Source organism: Streptomyces sp. NPDC052910, from assembly GCF_055585605.1.
This window is the reverse complement of record NZ_JBVJJR010000005.1, coordinates 155,576-180,107: the sequence shown is the minus strand read 5'-3', so window position 1 is coordinate 180,107 and position 24,532 is coordinate 155,576. Positions and strand designations below refer to the sequence as shown.

The window sequence follows — 24,532 nt, the reverse complement described above, 5'->3', positions numbered from 1 at the left end:
GTGTGGAGGGGTGTTCCGGGGGTGTGAGCAGGGCGGCTCCCCGCTTCCCCGAAACGATGTTTTCGCTGATCAGCGCGGGGAGACGGGCCCGGGGAGGGGTTTGGGGAGTTCTCCCCGCCTCCCCGGGCCAAAGAGGTGTTGCTCCCCGCTATCCGGCAGTGGAAGCGGAACCGGTTTCGTCGCGGTGGGCGAGCGCCCGCAGGACGTGATCGCGGTGGACGACCATGACCCCGTGGGACTTCTTCGGCTCCTCGCCGTGCTCCTCCAACAGCCGCTTCAACCGGTCGTTGGTCCACTGATCGCCGTAGACCTTCGGGGCCAAGGCGTGCAGCCGCTTGAGCACCTCGTTGGTCCGCAGCTTGGGTTCCTCGCCGAGGACGGCGGCCACGTCGGCGAGCGCGTCGCGTTCCTCGCCGTGGTCGATCACGGTCAAGGTGTTCACCCCGGTGCGCAGGGCCTTCGCCCGCTCGGCGACCTCGGCGGCCGGCTCGTCGTCGATGAAGTGGGTCCTCACGGTGATGGATGCCTGACCGGCCGGGATGGTGATGCCGTCGGAGGCGACCACGAGGGTGCCCTTGTCCAGGCCCTGACGCAGCAAGTGCGGGGCGGCGCCGCCGTCGACGGCCTTTTCTCCCAGCGCCATCCGGGACTGCGATTCGGTCCCCAGCACCAGCGACGCCCGGGTGTGGGCGCCCTCGCGCACCAGCTTGGGCAGGTTCTGGTCGGTGGGGTCCTGTGTGCCCTGCCACATCAGCACGTCCACCGCACGACCTTGGTTGTGGATCTTCCGGACGGCCATGAAGTAGCGGGAGTTGGCGGCCTGGCCGCCGTAGGGGCGCTTCTTCTTGTCCTTGACCGGGCACATGAACGCGAGCTGCGCTTCGTCTACCAGCACGATCAGCGGCTTGAACACCGTGGTCGGATCGCTGCGGCGTTCCTCGATCCGCCGGTTCATCTCCTCCACCGCGTTCTCGACCATCTCGGTCGCCTGGATCACGTGATCGTCGGAGGGGCCCTCGATCAGCACCTGTGCGATGCCCTGGAACATGGCCCAGTCGCCGATGCCCTTCAGGTCCGCGATCCAGAACTGCACCGACCGGTCCAGGGCCAGCCACAGGGCGAGCGCGCGCAGGGCGGCGGTCTTGCCCTGGTTGGACAGCCCGGTGACCAGCACGTGCCGCTGGTAGAGGCTGAGAGCTGCGGCGTCCCCGCGCAGGTCCTGACCCCACGGTGCCTTGCCCGTCTTGTAGTTCGCGGTCAGCGTCTCGTCGGTGACCAGCGGGGACGGGCCGATCGGCTCGTCCAGGGCGCCGGAATCGGCGATCCACAGCCGCACTGTCCGTGCGGCTTCGGGGATGGTGATGAACACTTCGTGCTCATGCCTGGTCAAGTTCTCGGCGAGCTTGCGGCGGCGCTTTTGGATCTCGTCGGTGGCGACGCCGGAGGGGAGCGTGACGTCGACTTCGACGCCGCACCCGGCGATGCGGATGGGGCTGAGCATGGACGCACCGGCGTCGCCCATCTCCTTGATGGCGCTCTTCAGCGGGGAAATCCCCAGGTCGCGCAGGGCCTTGACCACGATGGACGGGGTGATGATCTCCCCTTCCCCGGTGCGGGCGGAGGCGGGCAGGGCCCACTGGGGCGCGGCCTGCTGATGACGGCCGACGGCCCACAGGGCGAGCAGGGCCAGAAACGGACCGAGGGTGACCAGCGGCCCCCACACCACGGTCACGATCGTGACCAGCAGTTCGATGAACTTGATCACGGCCATGATCGGGGTGATGACCTTGGTGGGGTCCTTGGTGGCGATGGCGAGGACGACGCCAAGGGCGATCAGGGTGCCGATGCCCATGCCGGTACCGACGAGGGCGCCCTTGGCGGCGTCCACGGGCGAGTGGAGCAGGTCCATGCGGCGCCGGTGCCGGGCCTCGCGGAAGCGCTGCCCGCGCTCCTCCCACTCCGCCGCCACCTCGTAGTTCCCCGCGGCTTCGGCGGCGCGCAGCATGCGTTCGTAGCGGGCGGCGGTACGGCCGTCCCAGGTACGGCGGGCCACGATCCGGGCGCCTCCGGCGACGTAGAGGCCGTGGCAGGCCACCGCGCGGGCGGCCGCCACGGTCCGCTCATCCCGAGCCAGCCGCTTCACCGCCCGCCCGGAGCGCACCCACAGCGGCACGGGCGGCTGCGGGGCCGGGTCGGGAACGACGGTCAGGGTGGTCACGGTGCCCGGCTCAACCGGCGGCACGGCGGGCGGGCTGGTAGGAGGGGCGGGGTTCTTGTGCAGGGGAACGACGTTGTCACCCATGATGGGAAACACTCCTGACTACCTGGAGCAGAGGCGGGAGTTGGGAAAGGGGCCCGGGGTGGCCGCGACCGTGGCAGGGACGGCCACCCCGGGCAGATACGGCAGCGCCGCGTCGGTCAGCCGGTCTTGCGCAGCTCGTGGCTGTGGCACAGCACGGGGGCGATCAGCAGCCCGAGGCCGTTGACGGTCCACCGGCCGTTCGTCAGCGGCCCCGGCGGCACCCCGTCGACGATGCGGCCCGTGCGGCCGACCGCACGCGGGTCGTCCTCGCAGGCCACGATGGTGACCTTGTCTCCGGCCTGGAACATGCTCACCACCACCCCTTGGACTTCTTCGCGGCCTTGGCGGCGGCGGCCTCCGTCACCACGCGCTGCCGCTCGCTGTGCAGGGCGGTGATCTCCGCGATCAGCCGGGTCTCGGCCGCACGCCACACCGACTCAAGCCGCCGATCGGCGTCATCGGTGCTGCGGCCCTTGATGACCCGGTAGGAACCGCTGGTCATCGCCCTCGCGACGGCCCGGCGCTCCCGGCCGTCCAGCGGCCACATCTCCCGCTCGCGGACGGCCTCCAGCTTGCGGTCGGTCTGCTGTATCGCGCGGTCCAGCCGACGTGTGTCGGGCTTGCCCATGTCGGATACCCCTCAAGGTCTCGGGCGGTTCGAAACAGGTACGGGCCCCGCGCGGCGAGTGCGCGGGGCCCGTACCGGAAAAGGTTGTGCGGGGCGGTCAGAGCTGGTTGGGCTCCAGGGCGAAGAACACGACGTTCGCGGTCGTCAGCTCCGGATGCTGGCGCGTGATGTCGCGCCTGATGGCCGTGAACACGTCGTGGCGGGTCGCCCCGGCCGGCGGGGTCCACGTTCCGGAGCCGGTGACGGACGAGCGGCCGGGGAGTTCCAGGGTGATGATCCAGTGGTGGCTGCCCTGGGGCGGGTTGGAAGGGGTGGTGTTCTGGGTGGTCACAGCGGATCTCCTGGTTGGATGTGGTCGGTCAGGCGGTGCACTGTTCGTCGGGGTGGGTGCGGGTCCCGCTCGTCAGGCGGCTACGCGCTTCCATGCGGCCCGTAGGCGGACCTCGGAGGCGGAGTGGCCGGCCGCCCGGAAGCGGGCGGCCATCTCGCGGTAGGACAGGGGCGGCGTCTGGCTGTGACGGATCTCGTCCACCAGCTCATCCAGTGCCTGGTCCGTCAGGGCCGGGCCGGTGTCCAGGGCGGGCGCTACGGGGTCTGTCGGTCCCCACACGGGCAGTTCCCAGCGGGGCGTGCCGTCCGGTGTGCCGTCGGGTGTGACGGGCCTCGTCACACTGGCCAGCGCCCTGCCGGTCTCCTCACCCGCCCGCGTCCGCTCCAACGTTGACCAGGCTTCGGACAGGGTCTTGGCGGTCTCGGCCTGGACGCGTGCGACGCGCGCCCCGGCCTCCGTCACGGCCGTCAACCGCGTCTCCTGCGTGGCCGCTTCCGCCCGCAGCCGGGCACGGGCGACGGCCGCTTCGTCACGGGCTTCTTGCTGGATGTCACGGATGACGTCCAGCGCGTTTCGGGTCAGCGCGGTCCGCTCCCACAATCCGTGTACCAGCCACATGGACTTCGCGGCCAGCGGGAGCCACGCGACGGCCAACCACGCCCTGGGGGACTGCTCGGCGAGTGCATGGGCGACCAGGACGCCGGTCGCCATCGCCCCGAAGCACCACCCCAGCACCGTCACCGGGCGGCTGTGGTCACCCTGCGCGGCCAGGCGGCGCTCGTAGGCGAGAGTGGCCAGCCAGCCCCCGTCGATACCGAGACCGACGGTCAGAGCGACAGGCAACGGCACCGAGCCGCGCAGCCACATCACCACCACGGCCAAGGTCAAGACCATGGAGACGGCCGTCATCACCACGGCCGGGAAAGCGGTCCTGGCCTTCACGGCGCGCCTCCGCCGTCGTCCCAGGGGGTGTAGGTGACCGGTTCCTGGGACGTCCACGCGCTCAGCGTCCGGGCGGAGAGGCCGATGTCGTGGCCCATGCCCAAGACGCAGGTGAGGATCGCGCGCACGTCGCCGGCCCGGAGCTGCAACAGCACACGATGGGCGCGTTCGTCCTCATCGCTCAGCCCCGGAAGCGGGACGTCCAGCGCGTCGTGCACCGCGCGCAGCAGCGCCACGGCCGCCTCCGGCAGGTCACACAGGTCTACGGTCGGCTCGTTCACGCCACACCTCCCGCGGTGAGCAGGGCGGCGAGGACGAGCAGGGCGCCGCCGGCCATGGTCAGGTCGACCGCACGGCGCAGGCAGGTGAACTTGGCCATCGCCAGGCGGGAGAGCCCGGCGATGTCGGTGGCCAGCTCCGTGGAGACGGTGGCGCTGATTTCCCGGGCCGTAAGCGTGGCCCACAGCGGGAAGCCGTGCCGGCCGCACAGGTTCGGGCGGACCGACCGCAGCAGCAGACCGGCCGCCACCACCAGCAGCGCGATACCGGCACCGCCGGCGGCGCGGGCGGGGAGGTTCAGGGGCAGGTCGCGGGCGACCGTCCAGGCGCCGGCGAGGACCGCCCCGACGAACGCCAGCAACAGCGCGGTCTTGGAGTCCGTCCGCCCGATCTCCGCCTTCACCTCGGCGTGGGCGGCCACCAGGTCCCGGTCGCTGGCGCTCACGCCGCACCCCCGGAGACACTCGTCTCGGCCGTGCTGTTGGCCAGCGCCCGGCGGGCCGCCAGCAGCCGCCGGTGGGCCCGGCGGATCCGGCGCCGGTCCAGCTCCGTGGGTGTGCGGTCCATCGTGGTGATCTGGGCGTCCAGCAGGTCGACGCGCGCGAGGATCACGGGCATCTCCCGCTCGATCGCCTTCAGCTCCGCGTCCGTCGGCTCCATGAAGTCGGCGAACGCGGTAACGGCGTCCTGAACAGTGACGATGATGTTCATGGGTCGTGTTCTCCCTAGCAGGTGGCAACGGCCCGAACCGCGCCCCCGGTGTTCATGCACCGGGGGTGCTCGCCGTTGGGGTCGGAACATCCGGCTCCCCGCACCCCCACCCGTACGTCCCCACGCGGTACACGGGACGGACGGGCAGGAGAGGCAGCCGGCCGCGGCGTCAGCGCCGCGGGACCGGAGCGGACCGGATGGCCGTACGGCACCGCCGGCCGGTCCAGCCCGGCGGCACCTGGATGTGTCGTTTCACGTCGATCTCCCGCAAGTCGCAGGAACACGTCGGCTTCGCCGGAACGCCGAGGTGAAGGCGTACCGGCCCCGAGCCGGGAAACGTCGGGTGCGTCATCGTCACTGCTCTGACGCCAGCAGGCAGCGGCCCTCACGTGGGCCTTTGGCGTGCCGCCAGGACGACGTCACCCGGTCGTCGCGGGGGCGATCTGTCTCATCTCGCCACATGCGTTGGGACCCCGCTGGTCTATGCCGCTCGCCATCCAGCCGGTGGTGCATCGCACTGGTCAGCTCCCGGTCCATCCCCACACCCCATAGCCGGGGCGGCGTTGCCGTGCGTAGGGGGAGAGCACTGTCCATCGCGGCGGTTCGCCCCCGGCCCCTCGGCCTAGGCGCCTCCCGCGACCTGCGCTCTCGCGTCAGTCCCGCATGATCACTGTTCAGTTCTCAAGCAACGGTCAACGCGGGCCCGCAGCGCGCCATAGGAGCGCACAGTGGTGCCCTCCGGTGCCTGCCTAGCTTGGCTAGTCAGGTCGCCATTGAGATGAAGGTATCCAGCTTGGCTAGCCACGTCAACACCTGGCTAGCCTGCCTGCTCAAACCGGCCGTTCGCCGCGTAGCATCGGTCCCATGGCCTTCACCCCGGAGTCCCTTGACCCAGATGACGACCGACCGCCGTACGAACAGGTGGCCAGCAGCCTTGGAGCGGCGATTCGTACCCGGAAGCTGGCGCCCGGGGCGAAGCTCCCTTCTCAGAAGGAGCTTTCCGAGCACTACGGCTTCGCTCGCGCGACGATCCAACGTGCCCTGCGAGACCTCGAAGACGAAGGACTCATCGTTTCTCGCAAAGGGTCTGGTGTGTTCGTGCGGAACCGGACGGAGCGCCCGTCTGGCCTACGCCCGTACGTTGAGCAGGCGTTTGCGCGTCAGGAGGTGTCGATCGACTTCGCCGGGTTTTCCAGCGAAACCCTGCATGGCGCGCTCCAAGAGCCCTTGGACAAGATCCGGGTAGGGCGCCTCACGCCGACGAGCATCAACGTTCGGATCCTTGTTCCGGACATGTCTGTACCGCAGCCGGTGCCGGTGCGGCGCGAAGACGGGGTCGACGACCCCCGGCTACGGAACCGAGCACGCGAAATCGTGGCCAGTCATACACGCGGTATCGCCAACGCGATACACGAGCTGGCCCACCTCGGGCTTGTCCAGCAAGCTCAGGTGCGCGTGCGGGTGTACGGCGGAACCCAGTTCTTCAAGCTGTACATCATCAACGAAGAGGACGTTTTCTTCGGGTACTACCCAGTCCGCCCCAACAAAGTTTCCGTCCAAGGCGAGGTGGTCGAGTTCTACGACCTGCTCGGCGTGGACACCGTCCTCTTCCACCACTCCGGGAACGACAGCGAGCAGTCGGGCGGAGCTCAGCAGGTGGAACAGGCCCAGATGTGGTTCAACAGCGTATGGGACACGATCGGGAGGGACCTCGACCTTGACGGCTGATGCAAAGCTTGCCTCTGCGTTTCAGGGCATGTCGGGAGTCTTCTTCGACTTCGACGGGCCGATCTGTGACGTGTTCGCCGGGTACCCCGCCCGGGACGTCGCCGAAGCGTTGAGGAAGCTGGTGGTCGCGGAGGTGGGTGAACTCTGGGCGGAGCATGAGCAAACGGAGGATCCCCTCGAAGTGCTCAAGCTGTCCGCCAGGGGCAGCCGTCGTCTCTCAGCGGCCGTTGAGCGTGCGCTGACCGATGCTGAGCTGACGGCAGTGGCGCTATCCGGAGAACCAACCAAGGGAGCTGTGCAGGCGATCCGCGAGGCCGCTGCATCTGGCCGGCTCGTAGCCATCGTCAGCAACAATTCGGAAGAGGCGGTGCGGGCTTTCCTCGGGCGCCATGGCCTGCTCGACTTGGTGCACAAGGTCGTCGGACGTCCTCTCCATCATCCCGAGCGGATGAAACCGCACCCGTTCTCTCTCCTCCGCGCCGCTGGTGCGCTCGGTGTGGACGTCCGCCGCTGCGTGCTCATTGGCGATTCCGTGACCGACGTCGAAGCCGCGCGCGCCGCTGGTACCCGAGTCGTCGGGTTCGCCAACAAGCCGCACAAGCACGATGTCTTGTCACGTGCTGGGGCAGACGCGATCACACTCGACATGGGCGTAGTCGCAGACGCACTCATGGCCGGCCGCGCCCCCGACCAGCCCCAATAGCTGCCGGTCACGTACCTGGTAAGCCCACCCTGTCGCGGTGGTCCGGGCCGTCTTCGGGCCGTCTGAAGACGACCACCGGCACCCGCCAGCGACCAACAACGACCACAAGCGCCCGCCCGGCTGGCGGACGCTTGTGGTCTCTTTGCGCAGCTAAATCCAGGTGTCCAGCCACATCCGGTTCCGCCAGTCGTCGAGCGGGATCGGCTGCCCGGTGTAGAGGGGGAAGAAGTAGATGAAGTTCCAGACGATGAGCAGGAACAGCGCGCCCGCGCCGACCACCCCCGTCACCCGCCGCCGTTCGGACGAGCCCCGTGGACCGCTGATCGCCCCGATCATCATCGCCACCGCGAGACACAGGAACGGAACGAAGACGACGGTGTAGAAGTCGAAGATGGTCCGTTCCTGCCACTTGAACCACGGCAGCAGACCAGCGGCCACTCCGCAGAGGATCGCGCCGGCCCGCCAGTCGCGCCGGAAGAACCAGCGGAAGAGCAGGTAGACGAGGGCGAAGCAGGCGGCCCACCACAGCAGGGGCGTGCCCAGGGCCAGCACCTCGCGCGCGCACTTCCCCCCGGCGTCGGCCGGACAACCGTCCGTGCCCGCGGCGGGCGAGTCGTAGTAGTAGGAGACGGGCCTGCCCTGGACCAGCCAGCTCCACGGGTTGGACTGGTAGGTGTGCGGCGACGAGAGGGTGGTGTTGAACTTCCACACCTCCTCCTCGTAGTGCCACAGGCTGCGCAGCGGGTTGAGGACGCCGGCCAGGAAGCCGTCCGTCCGGTACCCGCCCTCGGTCTCCGCCCAGTGCCGGTAGTAGCCGCTGTGCTGCCAGCCCTGCGTCTTGCTGTAGCTGCCGCTGTTGAGGAACCAGCCGGTCCAGGTGGTCAGATAGGTCACGATCGCGACCGGCACCAGGGACAGGAACGCCCACGGCGCGTCCCGCCGCAGCACGGCGCGCCACGGGCGGCGGGCGCCGGCCAGGCGGCGCGAGCCGACGTCCCACAGCACGACGAGGATCCCGAACGCGGCCAGGTAGACCGCGCCGTTCCACTTCGTCGCCGCCGCGAGACCGAGGAACACCCCGGCGGCGATCCGCCACGGCCGCCACCCGAGCCGCAGGGTCCGGGCGGTCTCCGCGTCCGGCCGGACGTCGCCGGTCGCCGCGTCCTCGGGCAGCGCGGCGGCCAGCCGGGCGCGCGTCGTGTCCCGGTCGACGAGCACGCAGCCGAAGGCCGCCAGGACGAAGAACATCAGCACCAGGTCGAGCAGGGAGGTGCGGCTCATGACGAAGTGCATGCCGTCCACGGCCATCAGGGCGCCCGCGACGCAGCCCAGCAGCGTGGAGCGGAACAGCCGCCGGCCGATGCGGCACAGCATCAGCACGGAGAGCGTGCCGAGCAGCGCGAGCATGAAGCGCCAGCCGAAGGGCGTGAGACCGAAGAACTGCTCGCCGAGGCCGATGACCCACTTGCCGGCCGGCGGGTGGACCACATACGACGGCACGTCGGCGACGTGGTCGTACCCGTCGACGATGCGCTGGTTGAGGTCCTTGTCGTCGGGCCACTTGGCCTCGTAGCCGTACGTCCAGAGCGCCCAGGCGTCCTTGGCGTAGTACGTCTCGTCGAATATCACCGCCCGCGGGCTGCCCAGGTTGTGGAACCGGGCCAGCCCCGCGACCAGCGCGACCAGCAGCGGCCCGAGCCAGCCCAGGGAGCGCGCGAGCAACCGCGCGGGCCCCGGACCGATGCCGAGCGCCGTCCACACGCCGGTGCCCGGTTCCGGGTACGGCGGGACGAGCCGCTCCCGTACGCCGCTCCGGCGCTCGGGGGCCGCGTATCCGAAGCGGCGCAGCCGGTTCTGCCACGGAGGCGGCTGCCCGGCCGCCGCGCGGCTCGGCCGGCCCTGGGTCGCGGTGTCACTGGTCACCGCGCCATCGTAGGGAACGGGTGGCCGCGGGCGCCGGGGAGCGCGCGGTCGCGGCCCGGCGCCCCGGGGGCCGCGGGGGGCGCCTGCGAGGATGGGGGCGTGACTGGAACGCTCGTACTCGCAGGAACTCCCATCGGCGACGTCGCCGACGCGCCGCCCCGGCTGGCCGCCGAGCTCGCCGCCGCCGAGGTGATCGCCGCGGAGGACACCCGCCGGCTGCGCCGCCTCACCCAGGCGCTGGGGGTGCACACCACGGGCCGGGTCGTCTCCTACTTCGAGGGCAACGAGTCGTCTCGCACGCCCGAGCTGGTGGAGGCGCTGACCGGCGGGGCGCGGGTGCTGCTGGTGACCGACGCCGGGATGCCGTCGGTCTCCGACCCCGGCTACCGGCTGGTGGCCGCCGCGGTGGAGCGCGGCGTCAAGGTGACCGCCGTCCCCGGCCCGTCCGCCGTGCTGACCGCGCTGGCCGTCTCCGGGCTGCCGGTGGACCGGTTCTGCTTCGAGGGCTTCCTGCCGCGCAAGGCGGGGGAGCGGCTCGGGCGGCTGCGCGAGGTGGCGGACGAGCGCCGCACCCTCGTCTACTTCGAGGCGCCGCACCGGCTGGACGACACCCTGGCCGCGATGGCCGAGGTGTTCGGCGGCGAGCGGCGGGCCGCGGTCTGCCGCGAACTGACCAAGACCTACGAGGAGGTGCGGCGCGGCCCGCTGGCCGAGCTGGCCGCCTGGGCCGCCGAGGGCGTCCGCGGTGAGATCACCGTCGTGGTGGAGGGCGCCCCCGAGAAGGGCCCGGGCGAGGTCGACGCCGCCGAACTGGTGCGGCGGGTACGGGTCCGCGAGGAGGCGGGCGAGCGCCGCAAGGAGGCCATCGCCGCGGTCGCGGCCGAGGCCGGGCTGCCCAAGCGCGAGGTGTTCGACGCGGTCGTGGCGGCGAAAACGGCGGCGAAATCCGAGGGTGACGGCAAAATCTCCGCGCGGTAGCGGAAGGTCTTCCCGGGCGGTGCCGCCGGGTCTTCCCCGGGGGTACCGCAAGGTCTTCCCGGGCGGTAACGGAAGGGTGCTCGCCGGTAACCGCGGGACGTGTTCTTCCGGGCGGCCCGATCCGGTTACCCGGAAGCCTCCCCTTCGGAACCGTGAAATCGGCCGGACGCCGCCGGAAGGAGCCGGAACCGCTGGTACCGGCTTCGGAAAGGCCTGGACCACTGCCCTCGGTGGCGTCCGTCACGAAATGCCGGACGCCGCGTCCCGCCGTAAAGTAAAGGGCTGGAGCGAAAGGCAAAGGCCAGGCCTCGCTCCCGGGCTCTTCGGGCATGTAGCGGTTAAGTTTGCCCCAATTCGAGGAATGGGCTGCTGCGTCGACGCCGGAATGGGCGTTCCCTGGGTGTGGGACGTCCGATCCCGATGAACGTCCGAACGGACCGGGAATTGTCCGGAGGACAAGAGGAGCTGCCATGAGCGAGACCGCAGGGACCGCACGAGGCGTGGAGACCGGCACCGCCGTCCGTACCGGGTACGACACGGTGTACGAGTCGTACGCCTTCGCCTGCATGAGGTGCGCCCACAGTTGGGAGCAGTCGTACGCGATAGAGCACCACGTGGACCCGGAGGGCCGGCCCTTCGTGACGTACCACACGGACGGCGACCGCGTCCCGTCCCCGCTCACCCGCCCCACCTGCCCCAACTGCGGGGAGCACGTCGTCCGCATCATGCGCTCGGGGCAGGTCTCCCAGATCGCGGACGCCCTGCACCTGGCCTCCCGGACGACCGTGTCGCCGGCCGCCCCCACCGGACCGTTCATGAGCGGCGGCATCCCGGTCGGCAACGAACAGCGCCGCGCTCCCCGGGCCCCCCGCCAGTGGCACCTGTCCGACCTGCTGCACCCCTTCCACCGCAAATAGGCGGGTCCCGGGAGGCGGGGGCCCCGCCCGGCCGGGCACGGCCCGGGAGCGGTCCCTAGAATCCCGGACATGGCGGCGAGAGCGACGAACAGCGGCACGGCGGACGGCGGGCGGAAGAAGAACGACACCGACAAGGACGTCCCTCCGCCCCCGCCGGTGCCGCTGAACGTGCCGGTGGCCGACTCGCACACCCATCTGGACATGCAGGGCGGCACGGTCGCCGACGCCCTGGCCAAGGCCGCCGCGGTCGGGGTGACGACGGTGATCCAGGTGGGGTGCGACCTGGCCGGCTCCCGCTGGGCCGCCGAGACGGCCGCGGCCCACGACGCCGTCTGGGCCACCGTGGCCCTGCACCCCAACGAGGCGCCCCGGATCGTGCTCGGCGATCCCGACGGCTGGTCCCGCCAGGGTGCCCGGGAGCCCGGCGGCGACGCCGCCCTCGACGCGGCCCTGGACGAGATCGACGCCCTGGCCGCCCTGGACCACGTGCGCGGCGTGGGCGAGACGGGCCTCGACTTCTTCCGCACCGGCCCGGAGGGCGTCGCGGCGCAGGAGCGCTCGTTCCGCCGGCACATCGCCATCGCCAAGCGGCACGGCAAGGCCCTCGTCATCCACGACCGGGACGCGCACGACGACGTCCTGCGGGTACTCGCGGAGGAGGGGGCGCCCGAGACGGTCGTCTTCCACTGCTTCTCCGGTGACGCGGCGATGGCCAAGGTCTGCGCCGAGGCGGGGTACTACCTCTCCTTCGCCGGGAACGTCACCTTCAAGAACGCCCAGCCGCTGCGCGACGCCCTGGCGGTCGCCCCGCTCGACCGGATCCTCGTCGAGACCGACGCGCCGTTCCTCACCCCCGTCCCGTATCGCGGACGGCCCAACGCGCCGTACCTCATTCCGGTCACTCTCCGGGCCATGGCGGCGGTGAAGGGCGTGGACGAGGACGCCCTGGCCACGGCGGTCGCGGCGAATACCGCACGCGTGTTCCGGTACTGACCCCGGAATCCCGACGACACAGGGTGACGGGCGGGCTTTGGAGAGTCACCGATGCTCCGCTACAGTCCCGGTCCCGTCAGTCCGGACCCAGTGGAGTGTCGTGAGCCATCCGCAGGGCAGCCCCCACGCCGCGCGCCGCGGCGCGGCCGAGCCGCCGCCGTACGGTCCGTACGCGCCGCCCCATGACGGCCACGAGCCGTCCGACCCCTACGGACCCCACGGGGGCCTCGGCGGGCACGGGCTGGGCGGCCGGCCCGGGCAAGGGGGCCCGGGACCGCACGCCGCCTACGAGGCGTACGTGCCCCGCCAGTCCGCCGCGCCGTCCGGCACGGCCACGGCGCCGCCCTCCGCCACCGTGCTCACCGGCGTCGTCCACACCCCGTACGACGGTCACCCGTACGAGGGGTACGCGCCCGCCGTGGCCGTGCCCTCGGAGGAGGGCGAACCGGAGGACGCCGTCCGGAGCGGCCCCTTCAGCGTCCTCGACGACGAAGCCGACGGCGAGCCCCCCGACGAGCACTACGGCGAGGCCCCGCCGCCCGGCCGGGCGGGCACCCGCAGGGCCGGGCGCCGCAAGCGGGCGGCCCGGGCGGCGCCCCGGCAGGGCGGCGACCCGCTGCGCCGGCTGCTCCCGCAGGCCCTGGTGGTCGCCTTCCTGGCCGGCGGCACCTCCGCGTTCGTCGCCGGGGACAAGTCCGTCCAGCTCAGCGTCGACGGCGCGCCGCGCACCCTGCACACCTTCGCCGACGACGTCGAGGAGCTGCTGGCCGACGAGGGCATGGCCGTCGGCGACCACGACCTCGTCGCCCCCGGCCGCCACCACGACCTGGCCTCCGGCGACCGGGTCATCGTGCGCTACGGCCGCCCGGTCACCCTCACCCTCGACGGGGAGCGCCGCCAGGTGTGGACCACCGCCCGGACCGTGGACGGCGCCCTGCGCCAGCTCGGCGTCCGGGCCGAGGGCGCCTACCTGTCCGCCTCCCGTTCGGCGCCCATCGGCCGGCACGGCCTGGACCTGGACGTCCGCACCGAGCGGACCCTCACCTTCATGGCCGACGGCCGCACCCGCACCATCCGCACCAATGCCGCGACCGTCCGCGAGGCCATCGAACAGGCCGGGATCGCCCTCCACGGCGAGGACACCACCTCCGTCGACCCCGACAGCTTCCCGCGCGACGGCCAGACCGTCTCGATCATGCGCATCACGGGGGGCCGCGAGGTCCGCGAGGTGCCCATCGACTTCCCCACCGAGCGCCACGACGACCCCCACCTCGCCAAGGGCACCGAGGTCGTCGCCCAGCGCGGCGAGAAGGGCGTCGAACGCATCACCTACGCGCTCCGGACCGTCAACGGCGTCCGCCAGAAGCCACGGAAACTCTCCTCGGAGATCGTCCGCAAACCCCGCACCCAGATCATCCGGGTGGGCACCAAGAAGTTGCCCGACACCGTGCAGGGCGCGGAGGGGCTGAACTGGCACGGGCTCGCCCAGTGCGAGGCCGGCGGACGCCCGGACGCGGTGGACCCGTCGGGCACGTACGGCGGCCTGTACCAGTTCGACGTCGGCACCTGGCAGTCGCTCGGCGGCAGCGGGCGCCCGCAGGACGCCAGCGCCGAGGAGCAGACCCTGCGGGCCAAGAAGCTCTACGTCCGCCGGGGGGCGAGCCCGTGGCCCGTGTGCGGCCGTAAACTTCACGGGTGAGCTCCAGCCCCAGCACAGACGAGTCCGGCGCCCTGCTCGGCCCCGCCGACATCCGCGAACTGGCCGCCGCCCTCGGGGTGCGCCCCACCAAGCAGCGCGGTCAGAACTTCGTGATCGACGCCAACACGGTCCGGCGCATCGTCCGCACCGCCGGCGTGCGCCCCGACGACGTGGTCGTCGAGGTCGGCCCCGGCCTGGGCTCGCTGACCCTCGCCCTGCTGGAGGCCGCCGACCGGGTCACCGCCGTCGAGATCGACGACGTCCTGGCCGCGGCCCTGCCGTCGACCATCGCCGCCCGGCTCCCCGACCGCGCCGACCGCTTCGCACTCGTGCACAGCGACGCCCTGCGCGTCACCGAGCTGCCCGGCCCGCCGCCCACCGCCCTGGTCGCCAACCTCCCCTACAACGTCGCCGTCCCCGTGCTGCTGCACATGCTGGAGCGGTTCCCCAGCATCGAGCGCACCCTCGTCATGGTCCAGGCCGAGGTCGCCGACCGGCTCGCCGCCCCGCCCGGCTCCAAGGTGTACGGCGTCCCGTCGGTGAAGGCCGCCTGGTACGCCGAGGTCAAGCGGGCCGGCGCCATCGGCCGCAACGTCTTCTGGCCCGCCCCGAACGTCGACTCCGGCCTCGTCTCCCTCGTGCGCCGCGCCGAGCCCATCGCCACCACGGCGACGAGGGAAGAGGTCTTCGCCGTCGTCGACGCGGCCTTCGCCCAGCGCCGCAAGACGCTGCGCGCGGCCCTCGCCGGCTGGGCGGGCTCCGCGGCCGCCGCGGAGGCCGCACTGGTCGCGGCGGGCATCTCGCCGCAGGCGCGCGGCGAGTCGCTGACGGTCTACGAGTTCGTGGCCATCGCCGAGCACAAGGCGGGCTGAGCGGCGGCGGGCCCGGCGGCTGTGCCGGTCCGCCCCGCGCGGGCCGCGCCCGCCGTACCGTCCCGCGGTCGCGCCCGCCGTACGATCCGCCCGACCGCCCGCCGCCCCCGACCCGAGGAGCCGTCCCCCGTGACCGCGCAGTCCGTCACCGTCCGCGTCCCCGCCAAGGTCAACGTCCAGTTGGCCGTCGCCGGCCCGCGCGCCGACGGCTTCCACAACCTCGCCAACGTCTTCCTGGCCGTTTCCCTGTACGACCGCGTCACCGCCACCCCGGCCGACGAACTGCGCGTCACCTGCTCCGGCCCCGACGCCGGCCAGGTGCCCCTCGACACCTCCAACCTCGCCGCCCGCGCGGCCCTCGCCCTCGCCGAACGGTACGGGCGCGAGGCGCGCGTCCACCTGCACATCGACAAGGACATCCCCGTCGCCGGCGGCATGGCCGGCGGCAGCGCGGACGGTGCGGGTGCGCTGCTCGCGTGCGAAGCGCTGTGGGGGACAGGTGCGTCGCGAGAGGAACTCCTCGACATCTGCGCCGAATTGGGCAGCGACGTGCCCTTCAGCCTGCTCGGCGGGGCGGCACTCGGGGTCGGGCGCGGTGAACGGCTCACACCGCTGGAGGCGGGCGGGACGTTCCACTGGGTCTTCGCCGTCGCCGACGGCGGGCTGTCCACACCGGCCGTGTACGCCGAGTGCGACCGGCTGCGGGCCGAGGCGGGGACGGATCCGGGGCCGGGGCAGCCGTCCGCTTCCGCGGCGCTTCTGGAGGCGCTCGCGGCGGGGGACGCGGGTGCGCTGGCTTCGGCCGTTTCCAACGACCTTCAGGACGCGGCCGTTTCGCTGCGGCCGTCGCTGGCGGACACGCTGTCCGCCGGGTCCTCGGCTGGTGCGCTCGCGGCGATGGTGTCGGGGTCGGGGCCGACCACTGCCTTCCTCGCGAAGAGCGCGGAGGAGGCGGAGCGGGTGGCTGCGGCGTTGCGGGTGTCGGGGACGTGCCGGGCGGTGCGGGTGGCGTCGGGGCCGGTGGCGGGGGCCACCGTGGTGGATTGAGCGCCCGCGTCTCGTGAAAGCGCCTGCGGCGCTTGTCCTCAAACGCCGGACGGGCTGAACGGTGCCTGAGCGGGCACTTTCAGCCCGTCCGGCGTTTGAGGACGAGCGGCGAAGCCGCGAAAAGCGGGGTCTGGGGCGCAGCCCCAGGAAACGGTGAAGTGGGGGTGCCCCCTCTGGGGGAGGGACTGGGGAAAACCCCACCCCCCACCCACCCGCTGCTCCCATGGGCCGCGCCCCGCCGCGGAACCTAGCGTTGCGGGAATGATCGGCAAACTCGCCCTCCGCTCCCTCCGCCACAGAGCCGGCGCCTTCCTCGCCACTTTCCTCGCCCTCTTCATCGGCGCCACCATCGTGATGGCCTGCGGAGGGCTGATGGAGACGGGCATCCGCAACAACGTCCCGCCGCAGCGCCTCGCGGGGGCGCCGATCCTGGTCACGGGTGACCGGATCCACCACCAGTCGGGAGACAAGAAGCAGCGGGTCCTCGCGGAGCGCGTCGAGCTGCCGGCGGGACTGGTGGGCAAGGTCGAGGCCGTACCCGGCGTTCGCAAGGCCGTCGGGGAGCGGACGTTCGACGCGGCACTGCCGGGCGGGGGCGGGACGGCGCGGGCGCACGCCTGGGAGTCCGCGGCCCTCACCCCGTACGCCCTCGCGGAAGGCGCCGCGCCCCGCCGCGGCGAGGTCGTTCTCGACGCGGCCCTCGCCCGGCGGGCCCGGGCCGAGGCGGGCGACCGGATCCTCGTCGCGGCGCACGGCGGTTCTGCCGAGTACCGGGTGAGCGGCGTGGCCCGGCCCGCCGCGGGCCGGGAGGTGCCGCAGCGGACGCTGTTCTTCTCCGCGGCGGACGCCGAGCGGCTGTCCGCCCATCCGGGCACCGTGGCCGACATCGCGGTCGTCACCGAGCCCGGCGCGGACGTCGGTGCCGTACGGAAGGGCGTCAAGGCGGCACTCGACGGACAGCCCGTCACCCTGCTCACCGGCGACGACCGGGGAGCCGTCGAGCACCCGGAGGTGGTCGCGGGCGGCGAGGACCTGGTGGCGATCTCCGGGGTCTTCGGCGGCCTGGGCGTCACGGTGGCGATGTTCGTCGTCGCCGGGACCGTCGGGCTCTCCGCGCAGCAGCGGTTCCGGGAGCTGGCCCTGCTGCGGGCGGTCGGCACCACCAGGGCCCAGGTGCGCCGGATGCTCCTCGGCGAGAGCCTGGTGGTCGCCGTGCTCGCCGGGGCCGCCGCCTGGCCCGCGGGCCCCGCGCTCGGCCGGTGGCTGTTCGGGCGGATGACGGACACCGGCATGGTCGCGGAGACCGTCGAGTTCAGCCAGGGCTGGATCCCCGCCCTGCCCGCGTACGGCTCCCTCCTGCTGACGACCGTCGCCGGCACCCTCTTCGGCACCCTGCGGGCCGTCCGCACCAAGCCCGTCGAGGCGCTGGGCGAGGCGGCCACGCGGCAGCGCTGGTTCCATCCGGTGCGGCTGGGCCTCGCGCTGCTGTTCCTCGCCGGCGCGACCGCCCTCGCCCTGGTCACCGCGCTCGTCCTGCGCGGCCCGGTGGCGGCGAGCACGGCCGGCCCGACGGTGATGTGCTGTGTCATCGGCCTGGCGCTGCTGGGGCCGTGGTTCGCGAAGGCCGTGAGCGTCCTGCTGCACTGGCCCGTGCGTCTGCTGACCGGCGCGTCCGGCCGGCTCGCGGCCCTCAACTGCCGGGCGAGCGCGGTCCGTACGGCCGCCGTCGCCACGCCCGTGATGCTGGCGGCCGCGATCACCACCGGCATGCTCTACCTCCAGACCAGCGTGGCCGCCGCCACCGACCGGGAGTTCACCGGGAACCTGCGGGCCGACGCGGTGCTCACCTCGGCGGCCGGCGGCGTCGACCCCGCGCTGGCGACCGCCGTGCGCCGACTGCCCGGCGTCGCCGCCGCGAGCGCGACGGCCACCGGCTTCGCGTACACCGTGCGTCCGCACGACGGTGACGAGAACAAGCACGGCACGGCCCTCCAGGGCATCGACGCGGAGGGCGCCGGCCAGGTCCTCGCGACCCGGCCGACGGCCGGCCGGCTGGCCGACCTGAAGGGGAACGCCGTCGCGCTCCCCGAGGCCGCCGCCCGCCGCATGCACCGCGGGGTCGGCGACACCATCGGACTGAAGATGGGCGACGGCGCCTCGGTCGACGTCCGGATCGTGGCCGTCTTCCCGGCCCGCGAGGGCTTCGAGACGGCCCTGACCAGCGCTTCGCTGCTCGCCCGGCACACCACCGCCGGGCTGCCCGCGCAGATCCTGGTCAAGGCCGCGCCCGGGATCCCCGCCGAGCGGCTCACCGGCGAACTGAGCCGGTTCGCGGCGCGGCACCCGGGGCTGAAGGTCAGCGACCGGGACGAGGTGACCGCCCAGCGGAAGGAGAACACCCGCACGCAGATGTGGGCGAACTACCTCATCGTGGGCATGCTCGTGGCCTACACCACCCTCGCCGTCGTCAACTCGACGGTCGTCGCGGTCGGCGCCCGGCGCCGGGAGTTCGCCCTCCAGCGGCTCACCGGGTCCACCAAGGGGCAGGTGATGCGGATGATGGCGATCGAGAGCCTGTACGTGACCGCGGTCGGCCTGATCCTCGGCACCCTCGCGGCGGCCACGACGCTCGTCCCGTTCTGCCTGTCCGTCTCGGACAGCCCGCTGCCGTCCGGGCCCGCCTCGATCTACCTCGCCGTGGTGGCCGCCGCCGTGGCCGTGACGCTCGTCTCGACGCTCGTTCCCACCTGGGCCGCGCTGCGCGCCCGGCCGGTGGAGGCGGCGAAGGCGTGACGGGGGAGACGCCGCGGCCGGGACCTCCGGCGGGCGTGGGATCCTGAAGGGAGGATGACAGGGCTCCTGAAGGGGAGACCGCGGAGCGAGGAGCGGAATGGCAGCCAACCTGGTCAATCTGGAAGCCGTCGACAAGGTGTACGGCACCCGTGCGCTGCTCGACGGCGTCTCCCTCGGCGTCAACGAGGGCGACCGGATCGGCGTGGTCGGCCGCAACGGCGACGGCAAGACCACTCTGATCCGCATCCTCGCCAAGCTGGAGGAGGCCGACAAGGGCCGGGTCACCCACGCGGGCCACGTGCGTCTGGGCGTGCTCACCCAGCATGACTCCCTCGACCCCGGGGCCACCGTCCGGCACGAGGTCATCGGCGACCTCGCCGACCACGAGTGGGCGGGCAACGCCAAGATCCGCGACGTGCTCACCGGTCTTTTCGGCGGCCTCGACCTGCCCGGTTTCCCGCAGGGCCTGGACACCGTCATCGGCCCGCTCTCCGGCGGCGAGCGCCGCCGCATCGCGCTCGCCAAGCTGCTGATCGCCGACCAGGACCTCATCGTCCTCGACGAGCCCACCAACCACCTGGACGTCGAGGGCATCTCCTGGCTCGCCGGCCACCTGCGGGCCCGCCGCTCGGCGCTCGTCTGCGTCACGCACGACCGCTGGTTCCTCGACCAGGTCTGCACCCGCATGTGGGACGTCCAGCGCGGCACCGTCCACGACTACGAGGGCGGCTACAGCGACTACGTCTTCGCCCGCGCCGAGCGCGAGCGGATCGCCGCCACCGAGGAGACCAAGCGGCAGAACCTGATGCGCAAGGAGCTCGCCTGGCTGCGCCGCGGCGCCCCGGCCCGCACCAGTAAGCCGCGCTTCCGCATCGAGGCCGCCAACGAGCTGATCGCGGACGTCCCGCCGCCGCGCGACAGCTCCGAGCTGATGAAGTTCGCGAGCTCCCGGCTGGGCAAGACCGTCTTCGACCTGGAGGACGTGACCGTCCAGGCCGGCCCCAAGGTCCTCATCGAGCACCTGACCTGGCAGCTCGGCCCCGGCGACCGGGTCGGCCTCGTCGGCGTCAACGGCGCGGGCAAGACCTCGCTGCTGCGCACCCTCGCCGAGGCCGCCAGGACCCAGGGCGAGAAGCAGCCCGCCAAGGGGAAGGTCGTGGTGGGCAAGACCGTCAAGCTCGCCTACCTTTCCCAGGAGGTCGCCGAGCTCAACCCCGCCCTGCGGGTGCTGGAGGCCGTCCAGCAGGTGCGCGACCGCGTCGACCTCGGCAAGGGCCGGGAGATGACCGCGGGACAGCTCTGCGAGAAGTTCGGCTTCACCAAGGAGAAGCAGTGGACGCCCGTCGGCGACCTCTCCGGCGGTGAGCGGCGCCGGCTCCAGATCCTGCGGCTGCTGATGGACGAGCCCAACGTCCTCTTCCTCGACGAGCCCACCAACGACCTCGACATCGAGACCCTGACCCAGTTGGAGGACCTGCTCGACGGCTGGCCCGGCTCGATGGTCGTCATCAGCCACGACCGGTACTTCGTCGAGCGCACCACCGACCGGGTGTTCGCCCTGCTCGGCGACCGCTTCCTGCGGATGCTGCCGCGCGGCCTGGACGAGTACCTGGAGCGGCGGCAGGCGGTCCTCGACGCGGCGGTGCCCGCCGCCCCCGCCGCCGCGGCCCCGGCGAAGCAGAAGGGCGCCGGACAGAAGAGCTCGGGCGACGCCCGGGCCGCCAAGAAGGAGCTCCAGAAGATCGAGCGCCGGCTCGACAAGGTGAGCGAGCTGGAGGCGAAGCTGCACGAGCGCATCGCCGAACAGGCCACCGATTTCGAGGCGGTGGCCAAGCTCGACGCCGAGCTGCGCGAACTCGCCGCGGAGCGCGAGGAACTGGAGACGCGCTGGCTGGAGCTGGCCGACGACGCGTGACGGTCCGGGGCGGATGACGCGTGGCGGTCCTGGGCTGACGACGCGTCTCGGTCCGGGGCGCGCGCCCGGGCGTGCGGCGAGTGCCGCGCGCCCGCGCCGGCCTTCGACGGGTTCCCGGCGCCCCCTCCATCGAAGCCACAACGGTCTCGTCACAGCCCGGTATCGGTGGCTCCGCACCTCCCTCGGCCCTCCCTGCGGCGCCGGAGCGGAGTGATACAAAGAACCCCCGCTCGCCTGCCGCTCACTGGCGGGATCCGCACCCGATGCGCTCCTTCCCGATGGCCGCCCGCCACCGGGATCGCGGGGGAGGCCGGTCGGGCCGCGGCTTCCCGCGCGTAAAGAGGAAAGCCGATGTCACAGCCGCCCAAGCCGCCTCAGCCACCGCAGGGGGTGCCCCCGGAGCAGCCGGCCGGAGGCTTCGGCGCGCCCCAGGACCCCACCCCGACGGTGGCGGCGCCCCAGGACCGGCCCGGCCCGACGCCCACGGTCGTCGCGTCCGGCGCGCCGCAGGACGGGGCCCCGGGCTTCGGCGCGCCGCAGGGCACCGCGCCCGGGTTCGGCGCCCCGCCGGCGATGCCGCCGCGGCCGCCGGCCGGGCAGCCGGCCGCACCGCAGCAGCCGACCCAGCCGGTGTACGGCTATCCGCAGGCGCCCCCACCGCCGCCGGGTGCCCCCCAGGCTCCGCCCGCGCCCCCCGGCGCGCCTCTGGCCCCGCCGCCGGGCGCCCCGCACACCCCGCCCTTCCCGGCGGGCGGTTACGGTTACCCCGGTCCGGCCGGCCCCGGCGCCCCCACGCCCGTCCAGCCGTTCCCGCAGTACGGGGGCGGCGGTTACCCGGCCCCGCCCGCGCCGTCCGGCGGGGGCTCCAAGAAGCGGATGACGGTGATCGTCAGCGCGGTCACCGCACTGGTGCTCGCCGTCGGCGGAGGCGTCTGGTTCGCCACCCAGGGCGGTGACGGCAAGAAGGACAAGCCCGCCAACTCCGCCGCGAAGAACGGGAAGCAGGAGCAGAACAAGGGAGGCGGCGGCAAGGGCGGCACGGAGGACCTCCGGCCGAAGGAGGGCAAGCTCCTCTTCGGCGCCGACCAGCCGGTGGTCGAGGACAGCCGGTCCGCCGCCGGCATGTGGGTCACCGACAAGGTCTTCGCCAAGAGCGACCTCGACAAGGTCGTCGGCTACGGCCTGGCGGGCGGAAAGCAGTGGGAGATCCCGCTCTCGGGCGACATCTGCTGGGCGCCGAAGCACGTCACCGAGGACGGCAGGACGGCCGTGGTCGTCGAGGAGTCGCCGCCGTCCTCCGGCAACCGCTACGGCGGTCCGTGCAATCAGGTCGTGGCCCTCGACCTGAACAACGGGAAGAAGCTGTGGCAGAAGTCGGTCAAGGTCGGTGACCGGACGATCCAGTTCGATGACGTCACCGTCGGCGGCGGGACCGTCGCGGCGGGCAGCCTCCAGGGCGGCGCCGCCTGGACGATGGACGGCAAGGAGCTGTGGAAGCCCAAGCCGGAGGACACCTGCAAGGACGACGGGTACGGCGGCGGCGGCAAGCTCGTCGCGGTCCGGCGCTGCGGCGACTACGAGCGCCCGCAGATGAAGATCCAGACGCTCGACCCGGCGTCCGGCCGGACCAAGTCCACGTTCACCCTGCCGAACGGCGTCGACGGCGCGCACGTGGTGTCGACCGACCCGCTGGTCGTCGGCATCAAGGTGGGCGACCACAGCGGTACCGGCGTCTCCGACTTCATGGCCATCGACGACAGCGGCCCCGACGGCAAGCTGCGCAGCAAGATCTCCACGGAGAACGGCAAGTACCAGCCGCGCTGCTCGTCGAGCGGTGTGGAGGCCTGCTCGAAGCTGGCCGTCGGCAAGGACAGCCTCTACCTGCCCACGGACGACCACCAGACCGGCAAGACCGGCGACATCGGCAACATCAACGAGATCGTCGCCTTCGACCTGTCCAACGGGCAGACCAAGGGCAAGACCGACGGCCGCCTCGGCTCCACCCTGGTGCCCCTGGGCGTGGAGAAGGACGGCGCGGTCATCGGCTACCAGACCGCCGGCTGGCGTGCGGGCGGCCTGGTCCTGCGCATCGACCCGCAGACCTTCGCCGCCAGAGAGCTGCTGAAGAACCCGGTCGCCACCCAGCAGACGGAGAACCAGATTTCCCCCCTGTTCGAGCAGGCGATCTGGGCGCAGGGCCGGCTGTACCTGGGCCGCAAGTTCCTGCACAAGCCCAGCGCTTTCGCGGGCGGCAAGGAGTACGTCGCCATGGTCTGGGGGGCCGAGTGAGCTGACGGAGCCGGGGCCGGGCGCGTCCTCGGCCCCGACGCACGGAACGATCACTGCCGCTACGGGAGTTGATCATTTCGCGAGCGCTCCGCGCCGTATCCCTGTCCATCACGCGTACATGCCTGAACGATCCGTTTCAGACGCGAAGTACACGTGATTGACAGGGATTTCGGCATTCCGGGGGACTTCTCACGAGTAGGGGGCGCGGAACGTCGAACAAGCGTGTAGCTTCCGGGGGCAGAGGGCGACGAGAGACGTACGCGGGCGACAGGGGGGCAGCGCATGGGCGTGCGGCTCATGGTGGTCGACGACCACCGGCTGCTGGCCGAGGCGCTCGCCTCGGCGCTGAAGTTGCGGGGGCACCGGGTGCTGGCCGCGGCGGCGCCGAGCGCGGGGGCGGCCGATCTGGTGGTGAGCCGGGCACCCGAGGTGTGCCTGCTCGGCACCGCCGCGCCGGCGGAGCCCGGGGCCTTCGACCCGGTGGTCCGGATCAAACGCGAGCGTCCGCAGGTCGCCGTCGTGGTGCTCGGCCCGGTGCCCAGCCCGCTCGGCATCGCCGCCGCCTTCGCCGCCGGCGCGTCCGGCTACGTCCGGCACAACGAGCGCATCGAGGGCGTCGAGCGCGCCATGATGAAGGCCCGCGCCGGCGAGGCCGCGGTGGAGCCCCAGCTCCTCCAGGGAGCCTTCGCCGAGCTGCTCAACCCGGCCGCCCAGCCGGACGACGAGGGCGCCCGGCTGCTCCAGTTGCTGACTCCGCGCGAGGTCGAGGTGCTGGTCCGGGTGGCCGAGGGCGAGGACACCCGGCTGATCGCGGCCGGCATGGGCATAGCGCCCAGCACCGCCCGGACGCATGTGCAGCGGGTGCTGATGAAGCTGGGCGTGGGCTCCCGGCTGGAGGCCGCCGCCCTGGCGGCCCGCACCGGCCTGCTCGACCGGGCCGCAGGCGGCCGGCCGCCCGCCGCGATGCCCGCACCCGCCGTGGCGCGAGGCACGGTGGGCCGCCAGGCGCCCTGACGGCGGGGCCTGGCCGGTCCGCCGGGGCGGACCGCCACTTTCCGGCCGGGCGGTGTGGCGTGCGGGCGAGCGGGCGCGACGGTGGGACGGGGCCGGTCCCCCGGAGGCACGCTTCCGCTCCCGGTCGGATGGCGGAGCGTACGGGGGTTCACGGGCGCGCGAGCGGCCGGCTGCGGGGCCGGTGTGCCGGACGGGACGAGCGGGCAGAGTGCGGACGTGAAGAGAACGGCCACCCGGCTCGCCGACGGCCGCGAGCTGCTCTACTACGACGCCCGGGACGGCACGGTCCGCGACGCGGTGGACCGCCGCCGGCCGGGCCGCGACGGACCCGACGCGTCGGGGCCGGCGCCCGGCACCTCGCCGGACGCCTCGGACGGCGCCCGGCGCGCGGGCCCGCCCGGCCCGTGCCCGGACGGCGTCGTGCCGGATCCGGCCGTCACCGGCCCGACCGCCCGGACCCGCGCCAGG

21 protein-coding genes are annotated in these 24,532 nt (G+C 72.7%); 12 read left to right on the top strand and 9 right to left on the bottom strand.

The annotated features are described in order from the left end of the window. Positions 1-148: 148 nt before the first annotated feature. The 8 genes from ACZ6X9_RS19945 to ACZ6X9_RS19910 all read right to left on the bottom strand — a co-directional run bounded on the left by ACZ6X9_RS19945 (position 149) and on the right by ACZ6X9_RS19910 (position 5,193). On the bottom strand, positions 149-2,302 hold the full coding sequence (locus tag ACZ6X9_RS19945; protein ID WP_469779324.1) for an FtsK/SpoIIIE domain-containing protein: 2,154 nt from the start codon (positions 2,300-2,302) through the stop codon (positions 149-151). Between the two features lie 116 nt (positions 2,303-2,418). Continuing rightward, complete coding sequence (locus ACZ6X9_RS19940) at positions 2,419-2,610, bottom strand: hypothetical protein (RefSeq protein WP_469779624.1); 192 nt, start codon at positions 2,608-2,610, stop codon at positions 2,419-2,421. A 2-nt stretch (positions 2,611-2,612) separates the two neighbouring features. Beyond that, a complete protein-coding gene (locus tag ACZ6X9_RS19935; protein WP_469779323.1) occupies positions 2,613-2,930 on the bottom strand; it encodes a hypothetical protein in 318 nt (105 codons plus the stop codon). Positions 2,931-3,027: 97 nt separating this feature from the next. Next, the gene (locus ACZ6X9_RS19930) at positions 3,028-3,261 is read right to left on the bottom strand and encodes a hypothetical protein (protein ID WP_469779322.1); all 234 of its coding nucleotides are present in this window, start codon (positions 3,259-3,261) and stop codon (positions 3,028-3,030) included. 72 nt (positions 3,262-3,333) lie between these two features. Next, positions 3,334-4,170 (bottom strand): protein spdB, encoded by an 837-nt coding sequence (locus ACZ6X9_RS19925; protein WP_469779623.1) that lies wholly within the window; start codon positions 4,168-4,170, stop codon positions 3,334-3,336. Positions 4,171-4,199: 29 nt separating this feature from the next. Then, complete coding sequence (locus tag ACZ6X9_RS19920) at positions 4,200-4,484, bottom strand: hypothetical protein (RefSeq protein ID WP_469779321.1); 285 nt, start codon at positions 4,482-4,484, stop codon at positions 4,200-4,202. Then, on the bottom strand, positions 4,481-4,927 hold the full coding sequence (locus tag ACZ6X9_RS19915) for a Pycsar system effector family protein (protein WP_469779320.1): 447 nt from the start codon (positions 4,925-4,927) through the stop codon (positions 4,481-4,483). The genes ACZ6X9_RS19920 and ACZ6X9_RS19915 overlap by 4 nt, the downstream gene beginning before the upstream one ends. Beyond that, entirely contained in the window at positions 4,924-5,193 is a 270-nt protein-coding gene (locus tag ACZ6X9_RS19910; RefSeq protein ID WP_469779319.1) for a DUF6284 family protein, read from the bottom strand. Before ACZ6X9_RS19910 ends, ACZ6X9_RS19915 begins: the two co-directional genes overlap by 4 nt. A gap of 864 nt (positions 5,194-6,057) precedes the next feature. On the opposite strand from ACZ6X9_RS19910, the gene ACZ6X9_RS19905 reads away from it, so the two are divergent. Together ACZ6X9_RS19905 and ACZ6X9_RS19900 are read left to right on the top strand one after the other, a co-directional pair. Then, on the top strand, positions 6,058-6,921 hold the full coding sequence (locus tag ACZ6X9_RS19905) for a GntR family transcriptional regulator (RefSeq protein WP_469779318.1): 864 nt from the start codon (positions 6,058-6,060) through the stop codon (positions 6,919-6,921). Next, positions 6,911-7,624 carry an HAD family hydrolase gene (locus tag ACZ6X9_RS19900; protein ID WP_469779317.1) on the top strand — a complete coding sequence of 238 codons (714 nt, stop codon included), beginning with the start codon at positions 6,911-6,913 and terminating at the stop codon, positions 7,622-7,624. The genes ACZ6X9_RS19905 and ACZ6X9_RS19900 overlap by 11 nt, the downstream gene beginning before the upstream one ends. 150 nt (positions 7,625-7,774) lie before the next feature. Here ACZ6X9_RS19900 and ACZ6X9_RS19895 read toward each other — a convergent pair whose 3' ends face one another. Then, a complete protein-coding gene (locus ACZ6X9_RS19895) occupies positions 7,775-9,547 on the bottom strand; it encodes a dolichyl-phosphate-mannose--protein mannosyltransferase (RefSeq protein ID WP_469779316.1) in 1,773 nt (590 codons plus the stop codon). 99 nt (positions 9,548-9,646) lie between these two features. Here ACZ6X9_RS19895 and rsmI point away from each other — a divergent pair, with 99 nt between their 5' ends. The 10 genes from rsmI (at position 9,647) to ACZ6X9_RS19845 (ending at position 24,064) form a co-directional block, all read left to right on the top strand. Continuing rightward, positions 9,647-10,525, top strand: coding sequence for a 16S rRNA (cytidine(1402)-2'-O)-methyltransferase (rsmI, locus tag ACZ6X9_RS19890; RefSeq protein ID WP_469779315.1), 879 nt, complete (start codon positions 9,647-9,649; stop codon positions 10,523-10,525). 470 nt (positions 10,526-10,995) lie between these two features. Next, positions 10,996-11,442 carry a hypothetical protein gene (locus ACZ6X9_RS19885; RefSeq protein WP_469779314.1) on the top strand — a complete coding sequence of 149 codons (447 nt, stop codon included), beginning with the start codon at positions 10,996-10,998 and terminating at the stop codon, positions 11,440-11,442. Positions 11,443-11,511: 69 nt separating this feature from the next. Next, positions 11,512-12,435 (top strand): TatD family hydrolase, encoded by a 924-nt coding sequence (locus tag ACZ6X9_RS19880; RefSeq protein ID WP_469779313.1) that lies wholly within the window; start codon positions 11,512-11,514, stop codon positions 12,433-12,435. A 100-nt stretch (positions 12,436-12,535) separates the two neighbouring features. Continuing rightward, positions 12,536-14,134: a ubiquitin-like domain-containing protein gene (locus ACZ6X9_RS19875; RefSeq protein ID WP_469779312.1), complete on the top strand. Its 1,599-nt coding sequence runs from the start codon at positions 12,536-12,538 to the stop codon at positions 14,132-14,134. Next, complete coding sequence (gene rsmA / locus ACZ6X9_RS19870) at positions 14,131-15,006, top strand: 16S rRNA (adenine(1518)-N(6)/adenine(1519)-N(6))-dimethyltransferase RsmA (protein ID WP_469779311.1); 876 nt, start codon at positions 14,131-14,133, stop codon at positions 15,004-15,006. The genes ACZ6X9_RS19875 and rsmA overlap by 4 nt, the downstream gene beginning before the upstream one ends. Positions 15,007-15,135: 129 nt before the next feature. Further along, entirely contained in the window at positions 15,136-16,053 is a 918-nt protein-coding gene (locus tag ACZ6X9_RS19865; protein ID WP_469779310.1) for a 4-(cytidine 5'-diphospho)-2-C-methyl-D-erythritol kinase, read from the top strand. Between the two features lie 261 nt (positions 16,054-16,314). Then, complete coding sequence (locus tag ACZ6X9_RS19860) at positions 16,315-18,846, top strand: ABC transporter permease (protein ID WP_469779309.1); 2,532 nt, start codon at positions 16,315-16,317, stop codon at positions 18,844-18,846. Between the two features lie 97 nt (positions 18,847-18,943). Beyond that, complete coding sequence (locus ACZ6X9_RS19855; protein WP_469779308.1) at positions 18,944-20,761, top strand: ABC-F family ATP-binding cassette domain-containing protein; 1,818 nt, start codon at positions 18,944-18,946, stop codon at positions 20,759-20,761. Between the two features lie 351 nt (positions 20,762-21,112). Continuing rightward, the gene (locus ACZ6X9_RS19850) at positions 21,113-23,050 is read left to right on the top strand and encodes a PQQ-binding-like beta-propeller repeat protein (RefSeq protein ID WP_469779307.1); all 1,938 of its coding nucleotides are present in this window, start codon (positions 21,113-21,115) and stop codon (positions 23,048-23,050) included. A gap of 282 nt (positions 23,051-23,332) precedes the next feature. Next, positions 23,333-24,064 (top strand): response regulator transcription factor, encoded by a 732-nt coding sequence (locus ACZ6X9_RS19845; RefSeq protein WP_469779306.1) that lies wholly within the window; start codon positions 23,333-23,335, stop codon positions 24,062-24,064. The last annotated feature ends 468 nt before the right edge of the window (positions 24,065-24,532 follow it).

Excerpts from the sequence above, each read along its gene's own strand:
- ACZ6X9_RS19940 (WP_469779624.1), bottom strand. The coding sequence starts at position 2,610 with ATGTTCCAGGCCGGAGACAAGGTCACCATCGTGGCCTGCGAGGACGAC.
- ACZ6X9_RS19935 (WP_469779323.1), bottom strand. The coding sequence starts at position 2,930 with ATGGGCAAGCCCGACACACGTCGGCTGGACCGCGCGATACAGCAGACC.
- ACZ6X9_RS19885 (WP_469779314.1), top strand. The coding sequence starts at position 10,996 with ATGAGCGAGACCGCAGGGACCGCACGAGGCGTGGAGACCGGCACCGCC.
- ACZ6X9_RS19945 (WP_469779324.1), bottom strand. The coding sequence starts at position 2,302 with ATGGGTGACAACGTCGTTCCCCTGCACAAGAACCCCGCCCCTCCTACC.
- ACZ6X9_RS19880 (WP_469779313.1), top strand. The coding sequence starts at position 11,512 with ATGGCGGCGAGAGCGACGAACAGCGGCACGGCGGACGGCGGGCGGAAG.
- ACZ6X9_RS19850 (WP_469779307.1), top strand. The coding sequence starts at position 21,113 with ATGTCACAGCCGCCCAAGCCGCCTCAGCCACCGCAGGGGGTGCCCCCG.
- ACZ6X9_RS19845 (WP_469779306.1), top strand. The coding sequence starts at position 23,333 with ATGGGCGTGCGGCTCATGGTGGTCGACGACCACCGGCTGCTGGCCGAG.
- ACZ6X9_RS19905 (WP_469779318.1), top strand. The coding sequence starts at position 6,058 with ATGGCCTTCACCCCGGAGTCCCTTGACCCAGATGACGACCGACCGCCG.
- ACZ6X9_RS19925 (WP_469779623.1), bottom strand. The coding sequence starts at position 4,170 with ATGACGGCCGTCTCCATGGTCTTGACCTTGGCCGTGGTGGTGATGTGG.
- ACZ6X9_RS19855 (WP_469779308.1), top strand. The coding sequence starts at position 18,944 with ATGGCAGCCAACCTGGTCAATCTGGAAGCCGTCGACAAGGTGTACGGC.
- ACZ6X9_RS19860 (WP_469779309.1), top strand. The coding sequence starts at position 16,315 with ATGATCGGCAAACTCGCCCTCCGCTCCCTCCGCCACAGAGCCGGCGCC.
- ACZ6X9_RS19910 (WP_469779319.1), bottom strand. The coding sequence starts at position 5,193 with ATGAACATCATCGTCACTGTTCAGGACGCCGTTACCGCGTTCGCCGAC.